The organism is Candidatus Protochlamydia sp. R18, from assembly GCF_000648255.1.
GTDB classification, from domain to species: domain Bacteria; phylum Chlamydiota; class Chlamydiia; order Chlamydiales; family Parachlamydiaceae; genus Protochlamydia; species Protochlamydia amoebophila.
The window spans coordinates 1-9,599 of the sequence record NZ_BASL01000735.1 but is presented as its reverse complement, the minus strand read 5'-3'; the positions used below and the strand labels follow the sequence as shown (position 1 = coordinate 9,599).

7 protein-coding genes and 1 pseudogene are annotated in these 9,599 nt (G+C 33.3%); 4 read left to right on the top strand and 4 right to left on the bottom strand.

Annotation, left to right across the window (positions count from 1 at the left end):
* Positions 1-224 precede the first annotated feature (224 nt).
* A pseudogene (locus TY19_RS12915) lies at positions 225-437 on the top strand (tyrosine-type recombinase/integrase); the annotation flags it as partial.
* A 341-nt stretch (positions 438-778) separates the two neighbouring features.
* Here TY19_RS12915 and TY19_RS08350 read toward each other — a convergent pair.
* Complete coding sequence (locus TY19_RS08350; protein ID WP_042281718.1) at positions 779-2,260, bottom strand: hypothetical protein; 1,482 nt, start codon at positions 2,258-2,260, stop codon at positions 779-781.
* 3 nt (positions 2,261-2,263) lie between these two features.
* The gene (locus tag TY19_RS08345) at positions 2,264-3,970 is read right to left on the bottom strand and encodes a pentapeptide repeat-containing protein (protein WP_042281714.1); all 1,707 of its coding nucleotides are present in this window, start codon (positions 3,968-3,970) and stop codon (positions 2,264-2,266) included.
* Positions 3,971-4,344: 374 nt separating this feature from the next.
* Here TY19_RS08345 and TY19_RS08335 point away from each other — a divergent pair, with 374 nt between their 5' ends.
* On the top strand, positions 4,345-7,575 hold the full coding sequence (locus TY19_RS08335) for an NACHT domain-containing protein (RefSeq protein ID WP_042281709.1): 3,231 nt from the start codon (positions 4,345-4,347) through the stop codon (positions 7,573-7,575).
* Between the two features lie 801 nt (positions 7,576-8,376).
* Here the strand turns inward: TY19_RS08335 and TY19_RS08325 are convergent.
* Complete coding sequence (locus TY19_RS08325; RefSeq protein WP_042281705.1) at positions 8,377-8,691, bottom strand: helix-turn-helix domain-containing protein; 315 nt, start codon at positions 8,689-8,691, stop codon at positions 8,377-8,379.
* Positions 8,675-8,893 (bottom strand): hypothetical protein, encoded by a 219-nt coding sequence (locus TY19_RS08320; RefSeq protein ID WP_042281703.1) that lies wholly within the window; start codon positions 8,891-8,893, stop codon positions 8,675-8,677. The genes TY19_RS08325 and TY19_RS08320 overlap by 17 nt, the downstream gene beginning before the upstream one ends.
* A gap of 213 nt (positions 8,894-9,106) precedes the next feature.
* Between TY19_RS08320 and TY19_RS08315 the strand changes: the two genes are divergently transcribed.
* Both TY19_RS08315 and TY19_RS08310 read left to right on the top strand, forming a co-directional pair.
* Positions 9,107-9,364 carry a type II toxin-antitoxin system HicA family toxin gene (locus tag TY19_RS08315; RefSeq protein ID WP_042281700.1) on the top strand — a complete coding sequence of 86 codons (258 nt, stop codon included), beginning with the start codon at positions 9,107-9,109 and terminating at the stop codon, positions 9,362-9,364.
* Positions 9,358-9,599, top strand: a 242-nt coding sequence (locus TY19_RS08310) for a type II toxin-antitoxin system HicB family antitoxin (protein WP_042281698.1), incomplete at its 3' end; no start/stop codon positions are given. The genes TY19_RS08315 and TY19_RS08310, both read left to right, overlap by 7 nt.

Sequence of the window (9,599 nt, the reverse complement as noted above, 5' to 3'; positions counted from 1 at the left end):
GGCTATTTCAATAAACTGATCTAATTTGATAGATTAATTATTCTAATTCAAGCGGAGAAAAGCAATGAGATGTACGCACTGCGGCTCAGATTTGGTAAAGAAGAATGTTGAAATTACCCCGCAAAAAAGGTCCAACAGAAAGTAGAAAAGCATGCTATCCTTTAAAAAAAGCACAGAAAAATTTTAAAAAGCGTCTATAGTTTCCGGGTGTTTACTGAATCAAAACATTTGCTAAAGCAAAAGAAGCTGCTGGAATTCCATTTAAATTAACTCCTCATGTTTTGAGAGCCACGACGGTTACATACCTCAAGCAGCAAGGTTTTCAAGATAGTGATATCATGCGAGTTACTGGCCATGCCTCAAGTGAAATGGTTTATGCCTATGACAAAACAACTCTTCCAGATAATGCAAGCAAAAAAATAAATTTGATAGAATAAAGTAATCCATCATGTTATCTCTTTTTAAAAATATTCATTTTGCTTTAGCAAAATTTACTCCTTCTCTTCAGATAAAATGCACGGTATACCTTGACAATGATTTAATGGATTTTTAACATATGAATTTCTAAAGTTTGCGTACGATTTCACATCTAAAATAGGGTGTTTCAAATTTTACTTTTTTTTGATAATGCGCAAGATCATATTGCCCAATGTAGCCCCCCTAACACAAATAATAAACATAAATTTTAGTTCTTATTAAATAAGCCTTTTTCCATATAACTTAATAGCAAATTAGACAGGAAAAGTCCCCGCAATATGGTATATATGATCGCGAAATTTTATGGTTTTTTTTGTAATTGAGAAAGCAGTAAATTATTTTTATAGCTTAAATTCCGCACATTTTGTAGATGTAATCCTTGCACTTCCAATTTTTTAGGAATTTTCCATAACAAATGAAGTTTTCCTTCTTTAATTTCCCAAGCATAAATTGTCTCTAAGTTATTTTCATCGCAACACGCAACAAATTTACCATTAGGTGACATACAAATTTTCGGGATACTATAAGGAAGATACGATTGATCTAATTTTTTCTTTTGTGTTAAATCCCACAAACAAATCCTGCTTTTTTTAAGGCCTTTCCTCTCAGTTTTAATCATCAAAGAATCATCGTGGGATAAATCAAAATCAACTACTGCATATTTGCACCTTAATTTTTTTTGTTTACGAGTATTAATATCATACCTGTAAATTGTATTTTTTTTTTGAAAGAAGAGTTTAGAATCTTTAAAAAAGCGTAGCTTGACAACAGGTGAAAATTGGATAATTTGCTCAGCTTTTGAGTTCAACCAATCGACTTGCCAGATTATTGTTTGCCCTAATTCACGATCAATGGTAGCAAGGATAGTTGGGGGGGAAGCATTTGGAGAGAGGACAAGGCTAACTCTCATGTTATTAGAGAGAGGGGTGGGGAAAGGGGCAGATCCTATTTGTTTCTTGGAAGCGATGTCCCATATTTCAAGCTGATTTTGTTGAGCTCCAATTAAATAAAGATTATTTAGTGATAAGGCACACCCTAAAAAGTTGTTCTTAATTTTAAAGTATTCTGATCCGTTTTTAGCGTGAGAAATAGTGATACAACGATAAAAATTTGAAAGATCATGTTGGAAAGATATCATATTATGAGGATGAGGTCGAAAAATATCATTGAGCGAAAATCCTAGAACATACTGAGCATCGAAGGAAAAAGAACAAAGGTAAAACAGTTTGCCACTGAATAGAGTCTTTCTTTCAGATAAACTTGTAGTGTAGTATATTAACTGATTCTGAGGATGATGTTCATCTAAGATTCTATAATCAAGCCTTTTACCAGAGGAAGACTCATATGCATAAAATCGAAGAGGAACATGGAATTCGCTCATTCGAATATGATTCGTCAGAAGATGGATTGCCCGATTATCTGAAGAAAAACGAAGATCGACAATTGACGTGTCAAAAGGCCCTTCTTTTTTGGACGAAAAGCTTTTTAAATTGTTAATAAAAATTTTTGCTCCAGAAAAACTGTATAATCTTTCTTTATTAAAAAAAAATGATATATCCTTGCTAAATGCTCCCCTACTTTCATAGAGTGAAGCAGGGAATGGTATGCGCCATTTTAATTGAGAATCTCTGCTATTGCGAATGCAAAGGACATTTACACCGGTAGAATAGGCTAAAAGAGAATTATTTGATAGATATTGCAAATTTTTTATAGTTCCTTCTTTTTCAGTAAAAAAAGGAATTTTTTTCTTAACTTTACGGACTAAAAAATCTCCTTTAACCATATCCTACACAGATACTTCTTTTCCTTTTGTAATGAGTAGATGAGTTCCTTCAGGATTAAACAAAATATCCATTTTCAACATTTCATCCCTCCCTTGACCCTCTTCCACGGTAAAAGGAATTTTTTTATTGTCCTTGCTGACGAACCTCCCTGCATCTTCATCCCAAATATATACTTCTTTTCCTTTTGTAATGAGTCGACGAGTTTCTCCTGTATTTGACATTTCATAGCTCCCTTGCCAAGGGATAAGCCAACCATTAATCCTGCTTAGATTGAGAAAAAGAGAATAAATATTTATGCTGAACGACTCCATCTCTAAAAAAGAAGAACTAAAATGGTTATACTCCACTGTTCCTATAATTGCCTTTTCAGGCGAAAAGCTGATAGCTACCACCAGGTTTCCCGTTTTTGTTTTATTTATACATTCTAAATGATGAAAGTCTTTGCTTATGCGCCAAAGGGTAATTTCTTGCTCAAAAGGACCTGATGGACTAATCCACTTACTTTTTTTTGCTATATTTGCTGCGCAAACGAGATGAGTCCCATCTTTCGTGAGTGCAAGTAAAGAACAAGAATAAATGTTTTCAAGGCGGAAATAATTAACCAATTCTAAAGATTCAGTTTTCCGTATTTCAATTTCTCCTTGGCTATAAGCTCTCAAAAAAAAATTTCCATCCGGAGAAAAAAGTAAGAAGATATGCGGATAATAGGAAAATTTAAACTGACTCCCTTCCCAGTAGACAGAAGGTTTTCCTATCGGCTGTTTTTTCATTTGAAAAGTTTTTAGGTTCCAAACGTAAAGGTTTTCTTCATCGTTTGACACAAGATACTTTTTATTAGGAGATAGAGCTGCAGCCAATACACGGTGTTGATGCAATAGATAAGGGAGATGTCCAAACTTGGCACCTTTCAGTTTAGCACCGTCAAGGATGGTACCCGCTAAAGAACAATCTGTCAGATCAGCTCCTCTTAAATCAGCTTTAGATAAGTCGGCATAATCTAAAATGATGCGTGGAATATTTGACTTAGGAATCCTGATTCCTCTAAGCTTTTGATTGACAAAAGAAAATCCTATCCTTTTTAAAATCATCATGGCGTTGGCTGCTGCAATCTTGACATTTTGGCAGTATCGAGAAAGCTTAACAATTTTTAAAAGTAAGGTTTGGGTTTTTAATTGCTCGGGGCTTTTCATTTGTGCGTAAGAGCCAGCATAAAGTTTGATAAAATGCGGACTCAAAAGCTTATCATTGATTTTCCAAATATACTCATTATCTTCTGGTGAAAAATTTTTTTTTATTTTATTTCCATATTTTATAGAATCATTATCTAAGTAAAAATAACCGCTATGAGTTTTATGTAAGTCGAAAGATGAATTAACCTGATTAAAAGCTTTTGCCGGGTTTTTGAGTTTCTCGCCTCTAGAATTATCCCTAAAAGGGGAAGAATTAGAAGAGGAAGAATCTGCTCGGAAATCAACTCTAAAGCTTTCAAACAAATTATTTTGCTCAATAATTTGCTTCCATTGTCTACAAACCAAATTTGCTCGGTATAGATCTTGTGCTTCTAATTTTTTAAATATCATTTCCGCAATATTTTCCATTCCTCTATATGAACAATCGGGATTTTTCTCTTTGTGGCTTTGCTCTATGTCTTTAATACAAGGAAATATAAAAGACTCCACTCCAAAAGTTTGGTCTGATGAAACAACCATCTAGCTATCTCCTATACAAATGAGCAATTATTAAAATATTTAAAGAAGGCTTTTCATTCACGCGGATCCCATCTTTGCCTCTCAACATGCTTTTTGTCAAACGCAGGCCTAATCCCTTTTCCTTTAATTACTATTAATATTATAGCGTCCGTAATTTTTCTCTTTTTAAGAGTGCTTCTTCTACATAAAAATTCACAGATAAAAAAGAGAAAAAAGAGAATTCTTAAAAAAAGCCCTCAAAAAATATTGCAAATTTTAGACAGCAAGAAGAAGATTGAAATTAAAATTGTTTATTTAAAAACCAAAGAGACAAAAGAGTAGGACATTATACAAAGCAAAACTAAATTTAGCTTCTTAATCATCAAGGAGGCACTATGATCCCTGAAGTGACAGCAAATGATTCAGTGATGACATTTCACCTAACTGGCACTGTTTCAAATAAAAAGAAATACAACTATGATGTAAAGATAGATCCTAAGACCCAAGAGATATCAGCAAACGTCATAAAAAACTCAGGAAAAAAGCCTCATCAACCTCATTCATGGGAAATTACTAGCAATCCTTCTAGGGGCATTCTTTTAACAACAATTTCCGAATTAATACTTCAGAGCTATCCCCAGATAAATATTTCTAAAAAAAAGTTGAAGAATCATTTGAACTTAGAGTCTGGAAAGCATAACACTCAATATCTCAGTCAACTAACAATAAAAATTGAGGGAACGACAACGCAGGGAGAAAAATATCGTTTAGATTTATGCCCAGACAATGTTGCAAATAGCAAAGCCTATTTGCTGGATGAAAAAGGAAATGAGAAATCCATCGCCCATAACTTAAAAAATGATTTAAATTTCCTTTTAAATCCTTCCCTGAAATCTGATTTTGAACAAATCCGCGATAAATTTCTACCTCACTTTAAATCGAGGTTTCGGGTGAATTTGGAACAAAAAAGGGAGGGAATATGCTTATGCCTTTCATTGAAAGAAGATGAGCAAGCTGATTCTCCTTTAAACGTCCCCCCATCTATTTCTTTATTATCTATCAACAATGCTCAGGACTTAGCAATATATTTAAAGCAGCTAAATTATAGGGATCCTTTGGCCAATGAAATCGCTTATCAAATGGTAGAAGCTTTTACTCAAAAGCAACAACCTTCAAAGAAGGCGATTGAGGAAATTATAGAAATTTTTGAAAATTTAGAAGAAGATGATCAATTTAATATCCTTAAAAGTTTGGTAAACCATTTTGTGAGCAATAAGTTAAAAGATAAAAAGATTTTAAAAGCTTTGTCGAAGATCTTCATATATTTTCAAAAGCTAACTTACCAACATGAGTTAAGCTTTCACCAAAAAACTCATTTTTCAAGGTCCTTAGAATTTTTAGATAGCATTGAACCTGAGCATTTTGTAAGTATGCTAACCACTTTGACAGAGAAACTTCGCCTTACAGCAGAGATTCAAAACATATCCTTGATTAAAAGCCAGTTAACAGCCCTCGTTGTTCTAATTGAAACGATGTTAAGCCGCAATGTAAAAAAAGTTGATGAGGAGATATACGGAAACGCTTATGAAGCGATTAACTCATTGACTGGCAACCAAAATTTAGAGGTAGCCTATCTAGCTCATTATGGAAAAAATTCTTTTCTTAAGATTTCGGATGATACAACTCCCTCAGATAAAGTTAAAAAACTTATTTCACGTTCCTTTCTTATCTTACGTGGAATTGCAAATCTAGCAGACGCAATAAGCTTATTTGAACCTTGGCACATAGCTCCAGCTTTTGAAGCGTATGATAATTTTAAAGAAGCATTCACATTTCATGGGCGAGTGCTTCCAAGAAATTTGTTTCCTGAAAAATGGTTTATAACTCTATATATCTTGCGAGTGTCATTTTTTGCCCACCCCCAAGGTTTTTTTAAGGCTATCGAGAAATTAAATACAGATCCTGCAATCCGTAAAAGAGAAGAACTGCATGATCCCTTTTTTTTAATGGGACTTGTAGATTTACTTTGGGAAGTACTTCATTTCCCTTCATCAACTTCCCCTGATGATATTACTCTAAAACAAATAGTCATTAGTTTATTTCAACAAATCTATCAAGAAAATAATGAGAAGCAAGCGGATAATCCATCCGAAACCTTTTATCTAGAAAAAAAAGAGTATAGAACACAGCTTCAAGAACTTATCAAAATTTATTTATTATCTTGTACCACCCACCCTCTGGAAGAAATTAAAGATGCTGCTCTTGAAGTTGTACAAAAATTACAGCTTGAACAAAGAGGAATTTCTTCTTTTGCCTCTACTTCTAAACGAAATGCCATTTTTAATGAAGCTATTAAAGCAGTTCCTCTTTTTGAAATTATGAAAAGTATAGGGGACAAACTAAAAAAAGATTATCAACTTAAAGAAAAAGCCTATTACATTTCTTCAGATGCCGAAGATCCAGATCAACCTTTTCCTGACCCCACACCACTGGAAAAGATGGTAAGAGCCTTTTTGAATGATAGCGATGATCCAGTTCTTCATCTGGAAGGATATGGTGGAGAAGGGAAAACACTTGCTATGAAAATGTTGGTAGATCAGTTCCTAAATGAGTATTCTGACAAAAACTATTTTCCTATTTATACATACCTTCCAAGATTGAAAGATCCTTTTTATGAAGCTTGGGAGTGTACAATGAGTTTTTTTGGAATAAATACCGATCAGGAGAAGGAATTAAAAAAACGCCAAATAATGCTAATTTGTGATGCCCATGATGAAATTAACTCTGCCAAACGTAAAAAAATTAACATTTATATGAGAAACCAATTTGAGGCTAAGGAAATTTCTAAAGTTATCTTTGTCAGCAAAACAAAAACAGCTAAATCGAATAACTTCGAACCTCAAGGTAAATACTTACACAGGATACAACTTAAGCCATTTAGTAAAGATCAAATTTTTGATTATCTAAATAAATATGTATCAGAACGCCAAAAAGACACGAAAAAAGAAAACCGCCTTCTTTGGGACCATCATGAATATCAAGAAAATTTTAAACAAATAAAAGGCTCTACTTTATGGGAAGTTATTACGAATCCTTTCCGTTTAAAAATTACGGCAGAAGTTCTCCCCTTCATTGTAAATAAACAATTAAGCGAAAATCCTCAGCTACAATTGAAAGAGTTATTTTTTGGAAAAAAAAATAAAGATGGCGTCTCTCTAGAATTATTCCGTGTTTTTGCTTGCGTGAATGCTATCAGATCGAGCAGGAGAACAAAAATTAGAGAAGATGCTATACTTCCAGAAGATTATCTTCGCTATTCTGTAGAGATAGCCAAAGCAATGGAAAGCATAAATATACCTTTTATTCCTTGGCCACCAACAGGTTTGAAAAGAAAAGAAATAGCTCAAATTCAAGAAGTTTTTGGAAGATTTTTCGAGCAAAGCAAAGAAAGTTTATATCAAGAATGCTTAATCCCCACAGACGATGGATGGTCTTTTATTCATAATGATTATAAAGATTTCTTCGTTTTTTTAGGAAAAAATCCGAAGGAATTAGAAAAACTTATTACAGAAACTCTTCATGAATACTCGAAAAATGATGTCTTTCTGCATGATGGTGGTATATAAAAACAAAAGAATATGCCAGAACAAAATTGAGAAGAAAATTATAAAAGAACTCCTTTACGGTTTTCATATGGTATAGACCTAGTAAGCCTTCCATCTTTTCATTATTGTACCGCGAAATCCTTGAGAATTTTGCCCAGCTAAATTCGCTCGTATTCATATTTTCACTTATAATTTAAAAATTTAGTCTAAACGATTTGATTATGACATCATAAAATTATGAATAAGCAACACCTAATTACACTACAAGCGATATTTGCCAAGCCATTTCAAGCAAAGACTCAGAATTGAATTTAATTTATGTACAAATTGCCCTGTTATCCAGAATAGGTTGTTTAGAAACTCATTACAAGGGATAGTGAAAAAAAATGGATTTAAGTAAACATGTATGGGCAGATATTATGATGACTTTACAGGTTTTTCGTACGCTCGAAACAAAAGGGTTAGTAGGAGACATCGTAAGCCATCTGATCCTCGAGTATTTTCTCTTTTCCTCACTGAAGAAGGAAGAAACGTAACAAAAAAGTCTAGGAAAAGAGTCAAAAATGTAGACTCTGATTTCTTTCAAAAAGTCCTGAAAAACAAAGCGATGTTAATGAATTTATTGAAAGAACTTACCGGCTAATTTTTATGGGCACAAACAGAGGTATCTGTGATGACAAAAATCGAACTTTATATAGCCATAAGCAAAGATAGCTATCTAGCAAATGGAAATGGAAGAGTAGATTAGAATAATACCTTTTAAAACCATCCCAAAGAATCGGCTTTTTAGGTGGAATAAGAATCTTTTATTTATTTCTATTATCAAACACTCTTTTTTAAGCTTTGAGGATGGTAAATTCCTTTATCTACAATTTCGAGAAGTCGTAGAGCTGCGTGATTTGGAGTTCTTCTACCTGTTTCCCAGGCTTCAACCGTTCTAATACTAACATTCAAAAATCTAGCGAATAAATTTTGTGGATAATTAAGTGATTCTCGAATCCTCTTTACATCTTGAGCAGAATACATATTTGCAGGTTCAGAAATGTCTACATTACGTTTCTTTAACTTATTTTTCCCTTTTTGATGTTCAATAATATCGTTAAGACCTTCTTCAAGAAGTTCAAACATTTCGCTCATTTTTAACTCCTTTTTTTATCTCCTGAATCATTTTTAAAATAATCTTTTTTTCTTCAGAACTTAAATCTCCCTTAACGTTCTTGGGGTCAATAACAACATAATAGGTAATTCCATCCTCAAGAAAATCTAAATAGTCTACTCGGAATCCAACGCTTTTCTCCTTAGCAGAAAATTTAATACGTGCCTTCTTTAATTCTCCCATTCCGGTAATTAAATTAACTTGTTTGGATCTTTAATTAAATTTGCTTCAAATTTATCAAAATCTTTAAAAACTTTCTTTCCGCGATTAGCTTATCAAAAATTCGTGTCAAGATAGCAGAATCAATAGAAATTCTTCTCATAAGTTGATTATACGCCAATATCGTAAATATAGGAATTCCTTGATTATAACATCAAAATATGATATCACAAAATCATGAATAAGAAACACCTGATTACACTACAAGCGATATTTGCCAAGCCAGTTCAAGCAAACGTGAAATGGAAGGACGTTGAATCCTTATTCTCTGCTCTTGGTGCAGATACTCAAGAGGGGAGAGGCTCAAGAATCAGAATTCTATTAAATGGCCAAGAGGCCATTTTTCATCGCCCACATCCTCAAAAAGAAACGGATAAAGGTCCTCTTATTTCTGTGCGTAGGTTTTTAGAAAATGCAGGAGTAAAGCCATGTTAAAATATAAAAATTATTCTGGTTTTGTTGTCTATGATGATGCAGCTCGTATTTTTCATGGAGAAGTAACAGGACTAAAAGCTGTTATTACTTTTCAAGGGACAACCGTTGACGAAATCGAGCAAGCTTTTAGGGATTCTATTGATGATTATATTGATTGGTGTAAGGAAAGAGGAGTAGAGCCAGAAAAGTCGTACTCAGGAAAGTTCAGCTTAAGAATGCCTTCAGATCTTTATGT